The following is an 18,659-nucleotide window of genomic DNA, read 5'->3' as shown; positions in this document are numbered from 1 at the left end:
CGGCATTTTGGGAAGAAGGACATCCTCGAAACGAAGCAGTATCCGCTCTTAAAGCTGATGAGCTAAAAGAATGGAAAAAGAGTGCTGGCTATCATGCACGCTCATTGTCGGAAACAGCGATGTCAAGATTCAAGGGACTGACGAGCGGAAAGCTTTCACTACGGTGCTACAACGGTCAAGTGGGAGAAGCGTTGGCAAACGTAAAAGCGGTAAACAAAGTTATCAGGCTTGGTATGCCTGAAAGAAAATCAGCGGTCTGAAATGTGAACAGCATGAGCCTTTGTCGCACTGAAAACTATTTGATCAACAACGCCGATATAAACTATGACACTCTCTCATTTCAAGTATATGCCGATACTGGATATTGGGATATCAATGCTGCAAACCTAACCGCTTTGTCAGACGGTGAACTCACAGTTATTAGTACGGTATACGATGCCATTGGCAAGGGTATTACTGCAACTACCACGACGATAAAAGATACTTTAGCAAGCATAACCCTTGAAGTGGGCGATGATGAGACTAGCTTTGGGATTAATGAACAAGATAGCTACTTGACATTATTACATGGAGACGTTGATTTTGTGGAGAATGGCCAAAGAGTAATGGTCAATGTCCGTGATGAACTCGGCGTCAGCCTCTCATTTGTCACAACTGTGGAACAGCAGCTTTGGTCATTGAGAGAAGATCTTTCTGATTTAGCTGACGGTGTTTTGTATATAACGAGTTCGACAGTCGATATAGCAGGTAACCCTGCTGAATCTACTAAACAGGTTATTAAGGATTCACAAGCGCAATTGACGATTGAAGTAGATAGCGGAGGCGACGGGGTCGAAAACCGTTTTGAGATCCCTTCTGTCGACATATACGGAGAAGCAATTGCAATCGATGACGGTCAAGTCGTCAGTGTTTTAGTGACAGACTTAGAGTCGACTCTGACATTCTCGGCAATAGTGGAGGCGGCAAAGTGGCAAGTTGATGATGCGAATTTGAGTTCTCTGAACGAAGGAGAACTGTATTTTTATGCCACGGTAAAGGATTTAGTTGGCAACGAAGCGTCAGCGCGAACGGATGTATTAAAAGATACCCTTGCTGAAATTGATATTGATACTGGTGTTATTAACACAATAGAAGCAAGTTTGAGCCAAGGTGAGATTGCTGGGACTGTTGATTATGTCGAAGAGGGGCAACCGGTTAGCCTCACTCTTAAAGATGGCTTAGGTACCACCCTACAAACAACCACAGAGGTGATTGATGGACAATGGAAGGTAAATCTAGACACGTCAGTTTTAATTGATGGTGAAATTACTGTTGTTGCGAGCACTATAGATTTAGCAGGCAACCCTGCGGTAGATACTTATAGCTTAGTTAAAGACTCATTTGCCAGCTTAACCATAAATGTAGAAAGTGGGGGGGATGGCGTTGAGAACCGATTTGAAGTGCCAGCGGTTAACATTTTTGGTGACGCGACCAGTGTTGAAGATGGCCAACTGGTCTCTGTTTTGGTTTCAGATAGTGCAGGGCAAACACTCAATTTCAAGGCTTCGGTCACCAACCAAACGTGGCAGCTTAATGCTGCCGACCTTTCATTATTAAATGAAGGGGAGCTTCAGTTCGCAGCATCTGTAACTGATCTTAACGGTAATCAAGCTTTCGCATCGACCCAAGTAATTAAAGATACTTTGGCAGAGATCTCTGCATTTGTTGATTTGGACCCAACGGATGTGATTGACGCTCAACAAAGTGGGTTAACCAAGTTGTATGGTGACGTTGATTTTGTCGAAGATGGCCAAGAGGTTTTGATCACTTTAGTCGATTCAGTCGGTCAGCAACTTGTATTTTCAACCTCGGTATCACAACAGTCTTGGAGTATAGAAAGTGATATTTCTAGCCTCGCTGACGGTAATATTAGTGCCCTAATCAGGACTGCGGATCTTGCGGGAAACCCTGCAGAGGCGAGCACCTCAATGATAAAAGATGGTACAGCCATCATCACTATTCAGTTTGAACAAAATGCCAGCGATGGCATGCTCAACATATTTGAAGTTGATAATGAGTTTTTATTCGGTTCGGTTAACAGCATAGAAGACGGGCAAATAGCCCTCATTACCGTGACCGATGAATCGGGTAAGCAGCTGGAGTTTAACGCAGTAGTCGAGTCTGGTCGTTGGGAAGTGGCGACGCAAGACTTCACTGGGTTAGCCGATGGCGTATTAACCGCCACCGTAGAGGCTACAGATTTAGCCGGCAATCCAGCTCGCGCTAGCAGTACCATAATTAAGGATACAAAAGCGAGCATCAATATCAACATCGACTCGGGTGGCGATGGCATTATTAATATGTTTGAAAGTCCAAGGACGCACATATATGGAGCCGTAAGTAATATTGAAGATGGCCAAGTGGTGACTGTTAAGGTCAGTGATGATAGTCAAGCCTTGTCGTTTGACGCCGTTATCAGCAATGGCCAATGGCAGTTGCCAAATGCTAATTTAACCAGTTTGACTGACGGTCAGTTGTCATTATCGGCAGAAGTCAAAGATCTTGCGGGTAATCCTGCCAGCGCTTCCACCGATGTTGCCAAAGATACTTTGGCAGAGATCAGTTTCGTTATTTGGGATGGCGGGGATGGTTGGCTAAATGCTGATGAAGAAGACAGTGTCACCGCTGTTGGCTCAGTGGTCGGGGTAGAAGATGGTAGCACGGTAAAGCTTGTTGCAACGGATTCTGATGGCAAAATTGGGGCAGTTGAAGCGACTGTTGTCGCCGGACGTTTTGTACTAACAGGCCTAGATTTAACCGGTTTTAGTGACGGTTTATTTGGTGCCGTCGCGACCGTGACAGATACCGCAGGTAATATTGCGATAGCAACTGAAACGGTTAGGATCGATTCTTTTGCCGCCATCAGCCTCAATATTCAAACCAACGGTGACGGCATTATTAATGGCCAAGAAGCGCCCAATACTCGCCTGTGGGGGAATGTTATTAATGTCGAAAATGGCGAAGAAGTCGACATTCTTGTTACCGACAGAAATGGCAAGCAGATGGTGTTCGTCTCTAAAGTATTTGCTGGTTTATTCGAGGTACCCGCAAGTGATCTGTCAAGCTTAGCCGACGGCCCAATCGTCGCGGTTGCGACAACTTATGACCGAGTGGGTAACCGTGCGGTTGTGACTTCGCGCGCGAATAAAGACACCCAAGCAGATATCACGATAGAAGTTGAAAGTGGTGGCGATAACATTCTTAACGGCGGCGAAATTGAGCAGGTTAATATTCATGGCTCAGTGAGTGACGTCGAACTAGGGCAAACCGTTACCTTAGTGGTGTCAGATGGCACGACGAGTTTAACCTTTACCACTCAAACTACCGCCTCTGGTTATCAATTTGATAATTTAGACTTGTCAGAGGTGGCTGACGGTGAATTGGCGTTTACTGTGAGCGTCAGTGATGTCGCCGGCAATTTTGCAGATGCCAGCACTCAGGTGAATAAAGATGCGACAGCTAGCGTCACGATAATGTTTGAGCAGCAAACAAGTGACGGCCTGCTCAATGCAATAGAAGCTGATAATGAAGATTTATCGGGCACTGCAACCGGTATCAAAGATGGTCAATTTGTTACCGTCACGGTGACGGATAGCTTGGGTGTAAGTCAAGTATTTACGACCACGGTGAATGCCGGAGAATGGCTTATTTCGAGCGCCAATCTGATTGCATTTGCAGATGGCGTTTTGCAAGCGCAAGCGAGTGTGACGGATCAATCGGGCAACACGGCTATAGCTAGCACACAAATTATCAAAGACACTCAAGCGAGCATCACTGTTAACATCGAAACCTTTGGTGATAATACGTTAAATGCCGATGAGGTCGATAATACCAGAGTGTTCGGTAACGTCACCAACGTGGAAGATGGCCAAACAGTTACTTTGACCTTGTTGGATGCTAATGGCAACACCTTCAGCGATACTACAGTGGTGACCGGGGGAGTCTGGTCCTTGGATAATATTGATATGTCAGGGATTGAAGAAGGGGCTTTTAAGGTCACCGCTGAAGTGGAGGATAAAGCGGGAAATCTGGCCATTGCCCAGGATGATGCGCTTAAAGACGTTTTAGCGCAAACCACCATCATTATTGAAACCAATGGCGACGGCAGATTAAATGCAGCAGAGTCGGCCAATGCCACTATTTCTGGCACAGTAACTTATATTGAAGACGGCCAACAAGTGAATGTTGTGGTGACTGACAGCAAAGGGCAAAGTGCTTCAGGTAGTGCCACTGTGATAGCGGGAAAATGGCAAAGCACGGGGCTCAATCTTACAGGCTTTGACGATGGCCCCCTTACGGCCACTGTGACCGTCGTTGATCTTGCCGGTAATACTGCGACGGCGACCGACACGGTTATCAAAGATACACTCAGTAAGCTAACCGTCAGCATTGAAACCAATGGTGATAACATTATCAATGCCGCAGAAGCGCCTGCGGTTGTGATTTTTGGACAAACTCAAGACGTAGAAGTGGGTAAAGAGGTTCGCTTTACTATTACCGATGGCAGTAGCACGTCTGCACAATACACTGCCACAGTACAAGCGGATGGCTCCTGGCTTCACCCAGCCTTAGATTTAACGGGCTATCAAGACACTAATATCACGGTAAATGCGAGCGTTGTTGATTTAGCCGGTAACCCCGCGAACGCAAGCGCCAGCGCAGTAAAAGATGTGTTGGCTAACATCTCAATTAGTATAGAAGCAGGGGCTGATGATGTAATTAATGCGGCGGAGTCTACCGCTGTACCGATACAGGGGACAGTGACCAACGTGGAAAATGGTCAGCTTGTCACTATCACTGTGAGCGATGGTGTGTCTGCTCCTTTGACTTTTACCACAACGGTAGTGGGCGGTGCTTGGCAGCTGCCTGGCGTGGACTTAACCGGTTTGCTCGATGGCGTCAGCCATATTATGGCAACGGCCAGTGTAACAGATGTGGCGGGTAACTCAGCCAATGCCAGTGATATAACTTCGAAAGATACCGTTGCAAGCATCACTGCTGAAATAGTTTCAGGCAGTGATGACTATCTTAATGCTGCGGAAGTTGCAGCTCTTGTGACCATTCAAGGTAATGCCAGTGAGATTGAAGAAGGCCAATTAGTCAGTTGGACTTTAACGGATGTGGATGGCAATGCTATCTCAGGTTCTGTGGCGGTAACGGCTGGCAGTTACCAAGTGACTGGCATCGATGTTGCCGGTTTAGCGGACGGTGAATTGACGCTCAGCGTTAACGCAAATGATAAAGCGGGAAACCCCGCAACTGCAACAGATACTGCCATCAAAGAGACCGAACTCAATATTGACATCGAACTTGGCAGCGACTTTAAAGTCCATGAGTTTATCAATGGCACTACGGACGAGATCCGAGGGACGACGAATGCTGAGCCTGGCCAAACGGTAGCCCTGATACTGACGGATGAGTCGGGTGCAACACAAAATTATAATGCTACGGTAGACGGTGGCGGAAACTGGGTGGTGGCGGGAATTGATGTTTCTCGGTTAGACACGAACAAAGTGATCTCTATCGTCGCCAGCGTCTCAGATAAGGCGGGGAACTTGGCCAGTGATGAGACCCCAGATATCTATCAGCCTAACATTGTGAGCTTTTTAGAAAGTAACTTTAATTTTGGTTCACAGTCGAGTTCAATTAGCTTAAATGTTGATAATGCCGATCTCACATTATCTGACTCACAAGATGCGCTGCAAGATATATCTTCAGAGGGGCAAGCAACCAGTGTGTATGTTGCCGCAGACGGTATGCAACTGGAAATACGCCGCGACGGTGACGGTAAACTGGTCATGAGTGCACTGTTAGATCCCGTTTCAAGTACGGTTAAGGTCACCTTGTTTAAGCCCGTGGATCAAGCGCTAGGGGAAGCAGATAGCTTTGCATTTATTCATGTAGAAGCGTTGCAAAATGATGCCGATGGTACTTCTGAGTTAGTTAACGTGACCGTAGCAGTTAATATTAGAGATGTGCCGCCTGACGCTCAGGATGATCAAGCCAACGCGGTTGAAGCAACTGTGGCAATGGGGCTGCTACTAGACAATGATAGTGCCATTGATGGCGAGCCGTTACTCCAGAGTGTGACCTTCAATGGCGTCACTCAAGAAGTGACCTTAGCCAGTCCAGCTTCCTTTGTAACAGACAAAGGAGTGTTGACGGTAACCGTGTTCGGAGAATGGACTTTAGACGTTGCTCGAAATCTAGATCACCGCAATGGCGCTATACCACAGCTTGAGTTCTCTTATGCCATCGTCGATACAGACGGCGATACTGACGCGGCGAACGTGGTGATCAGTATTACGGATGGTGAAGCAGGCAGCATGGTCAGCACGAATACAGAATCTGTTGAGCCGACTGTCAGCGTACCAGATTCAAACACAAAAACCTTTATGATTGATGCCGGCTCAGACGATTTAGCCCCTGATTCTGCGCACTTCAGCTTCGCATCTATTGCCGGTTTATCTGGCGTCGAAGCGAGCAGCAATGGCGAAGCCATCGCTTATGAATTCAGTAGCGACAATAAAACTATCATAGGTAAAACACTATCCGGTGAAGTCTTTCGATTTGATATTGCAGCCACTGACAGCGCAGGTTCTTTGCAAGCTAGCGTGACTTTTACGCAGTATTTACCGTTAGATCATGACTTATTGGAAACACTGACCTTCCCATTGTCAATTGCAGCCGAAGATAAAGATGGCACCCCTATTGAAACTGGCGAACTAAGCTGGGCAGTGCGTGACGGCATGGACCCGAGCGCAACGAACCCTGGTATTGCATTTTTGGATGAAGCTGAACTTGCCAGTGGCCCGGTAGTGGATACCGGTACCATTGCGGTGAACCCGGGCAGTGATAATGTGGCACAAGCTTGGTTCGACCCTAGTAAACAGCCTGAGATAACTGCGGGCGCGGCGCCAGTTAATTATGCAGTTGTCGGTGATGTGTTAATTGCTTACCTCGGAAGTGATGTCAACGACGCCGATAAACACGTATTTACAGTGGAGCTTTTAGGTTCGCTTAACCCGCAGGCAAGCAGTGACTTGAGTTATGAAGTGACCTTGTTACGCGCGATTGATCAAGTCGACAGCATTAAGGCTTCTCAAGATCCTATTGCTTTACCTATGGTGGTGAGCATTCAAGATGGTGACTTAGATACGATTGACAGTACCTTTATTATTAGTATCAAAGATTCTCCTGCGCCATTTATCAATACCGAAGATATGGTGGTGACAGAGGTGCCTGAGTCGGTTTCCCCAGACGTTCCAGCAGGTTTGAGCAATACCGACAACGCCAAGGTCAACATAACGGCTTCGCAAGACCCTATTATGGCGTTAGATCTCGACGTGACTTCAGGGAGTCAAGTACAACTAACAGACGGCTCTTACCTGACTCACAATGGCGAAGCCGTCAATTGGTTTGTGGGGGCTGGTGGTTTGTATTCCGGTGTCACGCTATCTGGGGACACTATTTTTACCTTGGAGCTGCCACCATCAACCATCGTTAGCCCAGGTGAGACGCAACAAGTGACGATGACATTTAGCTTAGAGCAAGCGGTGGATCATTTACCTGTTAGCAATGATCAAAAGCTTGATATCAGCCTACCGTTAATAGTCACAGACAGCGATGGCTCAACAGCAGCGGCGCAAGCAAACCTAGAAATTTGGGACGGTTTAAGGCCCATTATTCGGGTGACTGAAAATATCGTTTTAGATGAAAACGTGGTTGAACAAGAGGGTAAAGACAAAGACCAAGTTGACATAACCATTAATGCCGGCAGTGATGATGTGGTAGAAATTCGTCCCGTTTTAGCAGGTGCCATTATCCCGGGGATTACCAGTGGCGGTGCCGCGGTGAAGTTTAATGGTTCAGCCAATGATGATGGATGGTGGGTGGCCAAAGCGGATGGCAATGAAGTTTTTCGTATTCGCTTTAACCTCGACGGCACTATAGACGCCCAATTACGTGGACCGCTCGATCATGATAAAGCAGAAGGTAACGATGACACTTTATTGCTCAACTTAGACATTGAAGCGCTAGATGCTGATGGTGATATTGACCTTGCGCCAAGTTTTGCTTCTGAAGTTACCATAGCGTTCAAAGATGATGCTCCAACCATGGGATTGAATGACATCATCTTGTACGAAGGTCAGAGTAAAAGCCTTGATTTAGAAATTGATAAGCACGTGGGGGAAGACGGAGGGGCAATTAACCGGGTGATTGTCGATAGCGTGACTTATGCTCCTGGCGATACCATCACCCTGATCGACAATGATGGCGTAAGTTATGCAACTTTAGTGGTTTCAGCTGACGGTCAAGTGCAACTGGAGAGCGTCATCACTGAACGTCCGGGTTTTGCTATTAATAAGATTGTTGAATACGTGATTCAGGATAATGATGGCGATGAAAGGTCCTCTTTCTTAGACATATTAGTGGCGGATGAAAAAGGGCAGATTATTTTGACCACCACTGAAACAGGTGAGGATCAACCTTTGCTGCTTGATCTAAAGGTGACCGTAGGAGACAAAGATAACGATGAAGAAGTCACGGAGATCCGCTTTGATCAAGCCTCATTGAAAGGTGGCACCCTGACTTTCAATGGCAGCCCATTGGTTGCTTATGACCCTGCGACAGATGAGTTAATACTGTTAGCCAGCCAAATTGAAGAGTCTCCCCTAGGCAGTGGGGTTTATGTACCAAAAGGCGACTTAGTCTTCACGCCTTTACTTAACAGTTCGGATTACTCTCAAAGCATTACTTTAGGTATTTCTGCCGATATTAAAAATGGCTTAGATTTAACCCAGAATTATGACATCACCGTTAATTCTATTGCTGACGTACCCGTTTGGGATGATGCCGTATCCGTTTACAGTTACGATTTACAGGAAGATGGTGGGGCAACTCAAGTTACTCTCAAAGCCGATTTGTTTGATGCGTCGATAGACGATGATTCAGAGGTGCTGTCTTATCAAATAAGCGATATAGAAGCTGGCCTAGAGCTCACTTTAAATGGCACAGCCATTGCTGATGGCGACATTATTAGTGCCAGCGAAGCAGACTTACTAACCGTTAAGTTTGACGGAACAGTTGAAGAAAGCCTAGCCGGTCAATTACGCTTTGTGATCAGCCCTATCAGCACCGAAAAAGACAATGCTGACACTGCGCAATTGTTACCGCCAAAAGAAGTGACCTTTAACGTTAAGCCGGTGGCTGATACTCCTGAGTTAACCGTCAAAGACGTGAGAGGCCTCGAAGACGAAGTCATTATATTAAATGATGTTGTCAGCGGAAAACTGACGGATATAGACGGCAGTGAAAGTTTATCATTTCAGTTTACAGTGCCAGACGATTGGCAAGTAGTCAGCGTCGATGGTGGCTTGGTAACTAGTCTTGGCAGCGGTGTATTTGTGGTGTCTAACGACGACCTTAGCGCCGGTAAAGTCGGGCTATTACCAAAAGAAGATATCAGTTCTGTCAGTGGTCAATTTAAGATTCGCGTGAAAGCGTTGGCTACGGAAAGCACGCAAGATGGTATTGCCCCAGACCCCGCCAGCGCGGTGGCTGAGTCAGTCGAAAAAGAGTTCGAAGTATTGCTCAAAGGCGTGGTGGATGATCCCACTGTTATCGCGGGAGGCGACTGGACGTTTGATGATGACAGTCAAACCATCACCAATACCAAAGTTTGGTTTGAAGATGAGCTTATTCAGCTTAATGTGCAGCTGTCGACAGAAGACGATGATGGCTCAGAATCTATCAATATTTTGTTAAGTGGCGTCCCCGAAGGCTTTAGCCTAACAGACAGTAGTGGCGATCCGGCAAGCGTGAAGGTTGCTCACATTGATGAGGTCACAGGTTTACCTGTATATCAAGTTACGCAAGCTGAGATCAGCGCGTTATATCTCAAACCTAAACAAGATTTTAGTGGCCAAGTTAACCTCAAACTTGAAATCGTTGTGACCGAGCCAGATGGCGACAGTGAACCCGATGGCGATCCAAATGGTGAAACCAACGACAGTGAATTCTTACTCGACTTGAATATCAATATCACGCCAGCGGTTGATACCAATGATTCCAATTCAGATCTTTACGCTGAAGGCATCGAAGACAGGCTTATCAATTTATCCATTTTGCCTAACATTGGGGCTGACATCGATGGCAGTGAAACGGTGACGGCTTTTAGCATTGATAATATGCCAGCGGGTATGACTTTATACCTGGATGGCAGCCCAATCAGTGTGCCTGTTGACTTGGCTACGCTATTAGATGTGACCAGTCCAACCTTAACTGAGTTGTTGACGAGTCAACGTTTAGCGGTAACCGCGCAGGAAGACGCCAGTGGTAATTTTACTTTTGATGTGAGCTACACCATTACCGATACCTCAGAAACGGGTGAAACGGTAACTGCGAGTTACGCAGATAATGTGGTCATTGCAGTTTCGGCACAAGTTGAGGACTTAGTGTCTCCGGAGAATGAAACCATCGAGGATATTACCCGACTAGTGGCGGATGCCACAGTAAGGGTCAGTGATGATGGAAGCCCGATCAATTTGTCTGGCATGGTTGGGTTCAATGACATGGACAATGATGGTTCAGAGTATCTCGACTACATCATTATTCAGGCGCCCAATGCAGCCGACTGGTATATCTCACATCCCAACGAAGCCATTCATGACGGCAACGGTCGTTGGTATATTCCAGCGACGGGCCTAACCTCAGACAGCGTAATGGAAAGCTTGGCTGATATTCTGGCTAATGCCACGGTCGTCTCCAGCAAAGCGACTGACAGTCCTTCTAGCTTAATCATTAACGCCCGAGTGATAGACGGCGAAGATGCCGAGATGATTGTCACCAACATCCAAGTACACTTTACGCAAGATAAGGCCGACAGCGACGCCAGTGATATTGATGACCTACAAACGGTGCCATGCATTGATGGTCAAGAAGATAGCCCTGTTGCTGCCGGAGCTGATCTTAACCCTAACGTTAAAGGTGACGACAATGATGTTGTGAGCTTTAGAGTGTTAGCCAAGGACTTACCTCATGGTGCAGTGCTATCGGGCCCTGGAATAAAGGCGGACTATGACGATAGCGGCAAAGTCGTGGTGCAGTACTTATTCTTAGAAAAAGATATTCCTGGTTTAGTAGTGACTAATATCGACCCTGATTTTGCGGGCAAGATGACTGTTCCTATTACCGCTATCGCCACAGATAGCGACAGCGGAGATACTTTAACCGAGTTCCAAACCTTGACGTTAGCGATCGCTCCGGTGGTTGATGGCGTGATTGTTAGCTCAGATAAAACAGAAATAATTGAAGATACTCCGACTTACCTCGACCTGAGCTTTACCTTTGCAGACTCTAATATTCCTGGAGAAGGCATCGAAAGCGTCACAGACATGTTTTTAGTGCTCAACGACGGTGGTCATATATTGGCGTTGCCTAGCGTGGCAACAAAAGTGTCTTCGTCGCCAGATACATGGCAAGTGCATGATTTCGATAAAATTGACCAAATTGCATATTTGCCGCCTAGAAATTACTCCGGCCCGATCAATATTGATATTCAAACTCAGGTGACGGATGTTGCGCAAGGTTGTGATGGTGGTGATGTCACCGACTCTGGTCAGACCAATAGCACGTTAACTTTTGATGTATTGCCTGTTACGGATCACGCCAACATTAGTGATGTGGAAGCCCGCGGTGATGAAGACACTTACATTCCTTTAACGCCAGTGGTCGACTTTGTCGATGATGATGGCTCTGAAACTATGTCTATTGTAATTAAAGGCGTGCCTGCAGGGGCGCTGGTGGCTAGTGATAACGGTGATGGCAGCTATACCGAGGTACCAAATAATGGCTTGGACGGCGGCAGCTTTGAAGGTAAAGGCACTTTCCGTTGGAGCGTTGAGCAAGCAGACTTGGCAAATATCGTTATCAAGCCGCCGCTAGACTTCAGCGGTGATATTCCAATGAGCATCGAAGTCATTACTTATGAAAAAGGCACCACAGATTTTGTGACCACTAGTGGGGACTTTGTTTTAGAAGTGCTACCCGAGGGTGATGATACTCAGATATTTTCTGCGCCCGATGCCTTAACCGGCGCAGAGGGTGATATTACGTTTGTTGAGTTAAAAGGAGAAAGCCTTGAAACGAATAGCAATGAGCTGCTGCGTTTAACTGTCACGGTGAACTTTGACGCTTCAGATGCAACAGCATTTGATGGCTTAGTGGGTATTCGAGTGGGAAGCCAGGAAGCTGGCTTTTTCATTTCGGGCAAGCAAGCGACCGCGACGTTATTACTTGAAACGACGGAAGTAGACGGCTTTGAGCTGATTACCGGTGATTCTGCATTTGGCCATTTTGATTTAACGGTAGGGCTAGGAACCAAAGACGAGGCGATTGTTGGCGGCAAGCTTGAGTCTGATTTAGGCGATCCAAGCTTACACAATATGACGTTGGATCTGGTGCCGGTACTAGACGAACCTGAGTTAACCGCATTTGCTAACAATATAGTGATTACAGAAAATACCAGCGTGCCACTTAAGTTGGACTTAAGTTTAGTTAACCCTGATCCCGTCAATGAGCAGGGTTATATCTATATCACTGGTGCCCCCGCGGGAGTGACTTTTGACAAAGGCAGTGTTGACGGCGAACAGTGGAAAGTCATGTTAGATGACGTCGACGGCATAATGATGACGGGGGCGGTGAGTGCACAAGACTTCACATTAGGCATCATCCCTGTAGCTGAGCTCAATGGCGATCAGGCCGTGGGAGAAGAGCAGTTTATTGAGGTTTCAGTGGTTGCCGACACTGGCGTTATCAATGGTTCGGCAGATAACGATATTATCAATGCCGGTGCGGGTGATGACGTCATCACTAGTGGCGGTGGGCAAAATGCATTTATCTTTAACTTAACCGATGCAGGTTCAGCGCTGACCCCGGCAGCTGATGTCATTAATCAATTTAGCGTGGGCCAAGACAGTATCGATCTCACCCAGCTATTAATCGGACAAGCAGCCAGCACAGGAACTGAGTTGGATGTGTTGATTGACTTGCAAGAAAACGCCGGCAGCACCACCATCGAAATTAAACCTGCCGGCACTGATATTACTCAAACGATTGAGTTAACCGACATCAGTTTGGAAGCTTTGTATGGCGAATCCATAGGCAGCGCAACCGAGGCTGATATCTTGCAACGTTTATTAACCGACGAGACCATTATCACCGGACAAGGAAGCTAGATGCAATTAACCTCTACGCCATGGACTGAGGCGGTCAGCTATCTGGCTCGACATTTTGCTAAGCGCTGCCACTTGTCTAAGGTGCTTGCTGGGTTACCCCTAGGTCAATCAGGCTTAACCGCAGAGCACTTGTCTCGTGCCTTAGCCAATGCTGGTTTACACGGGCAATTGGCTGAGTTCAGTGATATCACTTGCGATAATCTACCCCTGTTGTTACAAGGCGCACAAGGGCCGGTCATTGTGACCCAAATAGAAGGTGACCACTTCATTTTATACGATTGCTCGCAGCAGGTTGAAGTGACATTGCCGCGCCAACAAGTGCTTATGGATTGCGAGCAAGTGTGGCGAGTCTCGGCGCAACAGTCGCCGGACCCTCGCGTTGAGCCGTATCAGAAGTCAAGCTATAAACATTGGTTTTGGGCGGCGATGGATCAAGTGAAACCTTGGTATCGCGACTTAATTCTAGCGTCTTTATTGGTCAATTTACTGGCCCTTGTGGTGCCCTTGTTCACCATGAATGTGTACGACAGAGTGGTGCCTAACGCAGCATTTGATACCTTGTGGGTATTAGCGACGGGCGCGCTCTTGGCATTAATCTTTGACTGGATTTTACGACAAGCGCGCTGTCATTTAACGGACATGGCTGGCAGGCAAGTGGACTTGGCGCTATCTTCGCAATTATTTGCTAAAACCATGGGCATGAAGCTGTCACAACGGCCGCAATCTGCGGGTGCCTTCAGTAAACAAATTCAAGAGTTCGACAGCGTCAGAGACTTTCTTACCTCCGCCACCATGGTGACCTTGGTCGACTTGCCTTTCACCTTGTTATTCTTTGGCCTGATTTATTGGCTCGGGGGCTACATGGTATTTATTCCTGTCAGCATCATGTGCGTGGTTTTACTGTTAAGTTTAGCGGTGCAACCTAAGGTGAAACAGGCTCTTGAAGAAACGGGCAAGCTATCTACCGCGCGTCAGGCACACCTGGTTGAAAGTTTGAATAACTTGGTAGAAACCAAACAGATCAATGGTGAAGGTGAAGCGCAGCGGCGTTGGGAACAAACGGTGGCAGCCCTGGCCGATTGGAATATTAAAGCAAAGCAAACCTCAAGCTTTGTTACCCACTTCGTCATGAATAGCCAGCATTTAGTGACCATAGGTCTGATTGTTGTGGGGGTTTATCAAATCGCTGAAGGCATCTTGAGCATGGGCGCTTTGATTGCCATAGTGATGCTCAGTGGTCGCAGCGCCAGTGCGGTCAATCAAGTTTCTGGTTTGTTATTGCGTTACCAGCAATCGCGCTCAGCGATTCAAGGTCTGGAAGCTGTGATGGCATTAGAGCAAGAAAATAGCGATGGCCAAGTGGTACAAAATAGCCAGTTTAGTGGGCGCATTAAATTACAAAATGTGGCTTTTCAATATCCTGACCAAGATTTGTGGGTATTGCAGGATATAAACTTGAGTTTGAAGCCCGGTGAGAAAGTGGCAGTACTTGGCTCTGCTGGGGCCGGCAAGTCGACTTTATTAGCACTGCTTGCTAATCAGCTTTCTGCTAGTCAAGGGCAATTAAACTATGACGACATCGACGCAAAATTATGGCCGCCTAGCTTAGTCCGTCAACATACTGGCTGGGTATCACAGCAACCTCAGTTATTTTTTGGTTCAGTGCTTGAAAATATCACTGCGGGTTGTCAGCACCTCGACGAACAGCATTTAAGTAAGGTCCTCCTTGATTCTGGTGTTGCCAGCATCATTGGCAGGCTGAGCGCCGGTTTAGAGAGTCAGGTCGGAGAGTTTGGTCGCTGTTTATCCGGTGGCCAAAGGCAAACCGTTGCCTTGGCCAGAGCCTTATTACGCAAGCCACAATTATTGTTGTTAGATGAACCTACCAGTGCCATGGATCAGCAAACCGAACGACATGTTCTCAAAGGGTTAGCTCAAGCACAGTGCGCCATGGTTGTGGTCACACATAAGCCTGCAGTTTTAGCGCTGTGCGATCGCGTTATCATCATGGAGCAAGGCAAGGTGATAGCGGATGGGCCCAAAGAGCAGGTATTGCCGCCTGCGGCAAACGTTACCCCCGTCGAGCCCTCAAAACAAAGCAGTGCTGGTCGGGTCAAATCGGTCAAGGTAAGCAGGAGTAAAGCATGAGTACTCCTTTGTACTGGCAGCAGCAAATTAAAGCGCGCCGCTCGCGCCGTATTATTTGGATTTTCCTGGCATTGATTATCACCCTAGTGGCATGGGCTCACTGGGCCGAATTGGATGAAGTGGTAGTGGGCGAAGGAAAAGTCGTACCGGCGCAAGCCATTCAGCAAATTCAAAGTTTAGAGGGGGGCATTTTAACCGATGTTAATGTCAAACAAGGGCAGGTAGTGGAAGAAGGCCAGTTACTGGCAACGCTAGATAATACTCGCTTTAAAGCCGCTTTTCAGGAAGGCGCAGAACAAGAGCAAGCGCTCATCAGTCAAATTGTGCGCTTAGAAGCAGAGTTGCAGAGCGTTTTGCTGGATAAAACCTTGCCTAAATGGCAAGACAGAGTGGTTGTTCAACCTGTTGAAATAAAAGTGGAAAACCTAAACTCTTTGACTAGTCTTAGGGTACAAGCTGAATACCAAGAAAGGTTAGGGCAACTGACTGCACGCTTGGAGCAAGAGCAACAACAGATAGAACAAGCGGTGCAGGCGCTTAATGAAGCAAAAAGTCATACGACGACCTTACGGCAAAGTCTGCGTTTGGTGAATGAAGAGCTTAGATTAACCGCTGCCAGCGTCGAAAGTGGTGCCATTGCGGAAGTTGAGTTACTGAAACTGCAACGGGATCAAATTCGCCTTAAAGGTGATGTCAGCAGCTCGCGCCTGAATGAAAATAAACTGTCTGCGGCTCGTGATGAAGCCATTACCGATTTGCGAAATTTGGCTCGAGAGTTCAGGACACAAGCGTTAAGTGAACTGACCAAAGCCCGAAATCAGTTAGTGCAGTTGCAACAAAGCCAGCCTGCTTTGGCTGACCAGTTGGAGCGAACCGCGCTGTATTCACCCTTAGCTGGCAAGGTGAAGGACATATCTCGGCGAACTTTGGGCGGGGTTATTAAACCGGGCGAGTCCATCATGGAAATTGTTCCTATGAGCGACAAGTTGATTATAGAGACGCGGATCCAGCCCAAAGATATCGCATATATTCGCCCTGGATTGGCCGCGAATATTAAGTTTACCGCCTATGATTTTGTGATTTATGGCGGTGAAAAAGGTCAGGTGACCTATGTCAGTGCTGACGCATTACAAGATGAAGATGGCACCACTTATTATCAAGCACACATAGAAACGTCATCCGAGCAAGTGCAATTTGAAATCATCCCTGGCATGCAAGCCAGTGTTGATATTTTAACTGGCAAGAAAACAGTTTTGAATTATTGGCTTAAGCCTTTGTTACGCGCAAAGGCGACGGCGTTAAGGGAACCATAATAAGGAAAACACATGCGCTCAGTGATTGCATTGGCTGCATCCATGTTGGCGTCAGCGCCAGCGTTTAGCCAAACATTAGAAGAGTCGGTTGCCAGTGCTATGTCGAACAACCCGATCATAGCCCAGCAATACGCAAAATTTTCAGCTTTTTTAAAAGATAAACGTGCCGCAGAAGGGGAGTATTACCCTTCGGTCAACTTATACGGTGCAATAGGCTACGAAGACACCAAATATAACTCAGGTGACAGGGTGGATGAAGACTTAACCCGCAAAGAGCTGGGGGTTAAAGCGGTACAAAATTTATTCAACGGCTTTGGCACGGTATCGGAAGTCGAAAGGCTATCATTTGAGGCCGAGTCTGAACGCTTAACCTTAATATCTGACGCTGAAAACCTCGCCTTGGATGTTACCCGGGTTTACCTCGAGTTGCTTAAGGCACAAGCCTTTTTAGAGCTGACTGAGCGTAATGTCGCAGACCATGAACAAGTGTATAAAGACATTGAAACCCGCCAGAAAAAAGGCCTGAGCAGCCGCTCTGATTTGGCTCAAATTTCGGCTCGGGTAGCGACATCTAAGTCGTCGCTTATTGCGGCCAAAAACAACTTAATGGATAAACAAGTAGAGTTTTACAAGCTGGTGGGGCGTGATGCGAAAGAGCTGATTGAACCTAAGGTGGATCAAGCTCTGCTGCCGGCTTCTGAGCAAGATGCGATCACCATGGCCCTTGAAAGCCACCCGGAAATTAAAGCCGCTATTGCCGATATGGACGCCGCTCATAAAGAAATGAAGCGTGAAGAAGCCGACTTCTATCCGAAATTAAACCTTGAGGTACACGCCAATCACAATGACGATATCGGAGGGATCCCGGGCAAAGACCAAGACGCAAGAGTGATGCTGACCGTCAGTTACGACTTGTACAATGGTGGTGCGACGACTGCAAGGTCTGAAGCATCGAGTTGGCGTAAACAAGAAGCTCGAGCCATTCGCATGCGCACCGAGCAACAGGTAACTGAAGGTACGCGTTTATCTTGGAATGCCTGGGAGCTGCAATACCAACAGCTCGCGTTATTACAACAAAATGTCGACTCAGCAATGCAGGCTCAACTGGGTTATATCGAACAGTTTGACCTAGGAAGGCGGTCGTTACTAGACGTGTTAGACGCTAAAGTTGAAGTCTTCCTGGCCCGTAAAAATTACATTGATACTTACTATAATCAAAGGCTGGCCAGTTACCGTTTATTAAATGCAACCGGTCGCTTAGGTTATTCTATGCGTGTGGCTTATCCGCAACAATGGCAACAAAAGGTGATCAGTCATGAGTAATAAACTATTGACCCTGTTGGCCGTGTTACCTCTGGCGGCGTGTGTGCAAATGGCTGACCCTAAGGTTGATACTTACCAGTACTCTGATTTGCGAGATGACGACCAAGACGGCATCATTAATCAAAGAGACTTGTGTCAACAAACACCTGATATCGCGGCGGTAGACAACCAAGGCTGCGCGCTATGGGCACTTATCGATCAAATTGATCGTGTCGTGGTGGAGTTTGACTATAACCAATCTGTTATCCGCCCTAGCCAAAAAGGCCAAGTGGCCGAAATTAAGACCATTTTACAGCAAAAGCCTCAAGCTAAAGTGATTTTGGTGGGGGATACGAGCAGCGAAGGGTCATTAAGTTATAACTCGGCGTTAGCCGAGCGGCGTAATCAAGCTGTGAAAGCTGCTTTGATGCAGCAAGGCGTCAGCAGCTCTCGCATTGAAACTCAAGTATTTAACCAAGATACTAATCTGACCCAATACCTAAAGAAACGTCAGCGGCGCACCATTGCGGTAATTAGCCACAATGAACACAGCGTTACCAGTGAATGGAATATTTATAGCTCCCAAGAGCGAGCAGATAAAGCTAAAGGAGGGCGTTAA

Annotated in this window: 5 protein-coding genes and 1 pseudogene; all 6 read left to right on the top strand. The window is 47.1% G+C overall.

The window, feature by feature from the left end; all coding sequences use genetic code 11:
* Positions 1-260: pseudogene (locus tag D1Z90_RS09660) on the top strand (IS5-like element ISVa1 family transposase); the annotation flags it as partial.
* 12 nt (positions 261-272) lie between these two features.
* The gene (locus D1Z90_RS09655; RefSeq protein WP_119910550.1) at positions 273-13,277 is read left to right on the top strand and encodes a T1SS-143 repeat domain-containing protein; all 13,005 of its coding nucleotides are present in this window, start codon (positions 273-275) and stop codon (positions 13,275-13,277) included.
* Positions 13,278-15,425: a type I secretion system permease/ATPase gene (locus D1Z90_RS09650; RefSeq protein ID WP_119910549.1), complete on the top strand. Its 2,148-nt coding sequence runs from the start codon at positions 13,278-13,280 to the stop codon at positions 15,423-15,425. It abuts the gene before it with no gap.
* Entirely contained in the window at positions 15,422-16,738 is a 1,317-nt protein-coding gene (locus D1Z90_RS09645) for an HlyD family type I secretion periplasmic adaptor subunit (protein WP_119910548.1), read from the top strand. Before D1Z90_RS09650 ends, D1Z90_RS09645 begins: the two co-directional genes overlap by 4 nt.
* A 12-nt stretch (positions 16,739-16,750) precedes the next feature.
* Positions 16,751-18,061, top strand: coding sequence for a TolC family outer membrane protein (locus D1Z90_RS09640; RefSeq protein WP_119910547.1), 1,311 nt, complete (start codon positions 16,751-16,753; stop codon positions 18,059-18,061).
* Positions 18,054-18,659 (top strand): OmpA family protein, encoded by a 606-nt coding sequence (locus D1Z90_RS09635; RefSeq protein ID WP_119910546.1) that lies wholly within the window; start codon positions 18,054-18,056, stop codon positions 18,657-18,659. Before D1Z90_RS09640 ends, D1Z90_RS09635 begins: the two co-directional genes overlap by 8 nt.

The organism is Motilimonas pumila (assembly GCF_003596335.1).
GTDB classification, from domain to species: domain Bacteria; phylum Pseudomonadota; class Gammaproteobacteria; order Enterobacterales; family CBDFNC01; genus Motilimonas; species Motilimonas pumila.
Note: the sequence above shows the minus strand (reverse complement) of the source record. Positions and strands in the feature narration are given on the sequence as shown.